Genomic DNA, 344 nt, shown 5'->3' with positions numbered 1-344 from the left:
CTCGAAGGCGCGTCCTTTAGCCAGCACCGCCCAGGCGATGCGGGCAAGCTTGTTGGCGAGTGCGATCGCCAGCACGTTGTGGTGCAATCGCTTCTTGGCGGCTTCGATCCAAGATCTGAGTCCGTAACGTTCCCAGTTCTTGATCCTGACCAGCACAACCCATGCCGCCTGCACGAACAGAACGCGCAGGTAGCGATTGCCGCGCCTTGAGATTTTGCCGAGGATCGTGCGGTCTCCCGTCGAGATCTGCTTGGGCACCAGTCCGAGCCAGGCGCCGAAGTCACGGCCTTTGGAGAAGACGTCTCCAGTGCCGATCGCGGCCACCATGGCGCTCGAAATGATCG

The 344-nt window shown here is 61.3% G+C and carries 1 protein-coding gene; it reads right to left on the bottom strand.

From position 1 onward, the window contains the following. Window positions 1-344 (bottom strand): transposase (locus QJT78_RS52390; RefSeq protein ID WP_281460971.1); only part of this gene is annotated, 344 nt, incomplete at both ends.

Source organism: Bradyrhizobium sp. Mp27 (assembly GCF_029953005.1).
In the GTDB taxonomy this organism is placed as follows: Bacteria; Pseudomonadota; Alphaproteobacteria; order Rhizobiales; family Xanthobacteraceae; genus Bradyrhizobium; species Bradyrhizobium barranii.
Note: the sequence above shows the minus strand (reverse complement) of the source record. Positions and strands in the feature narration are given on the sequence as shown.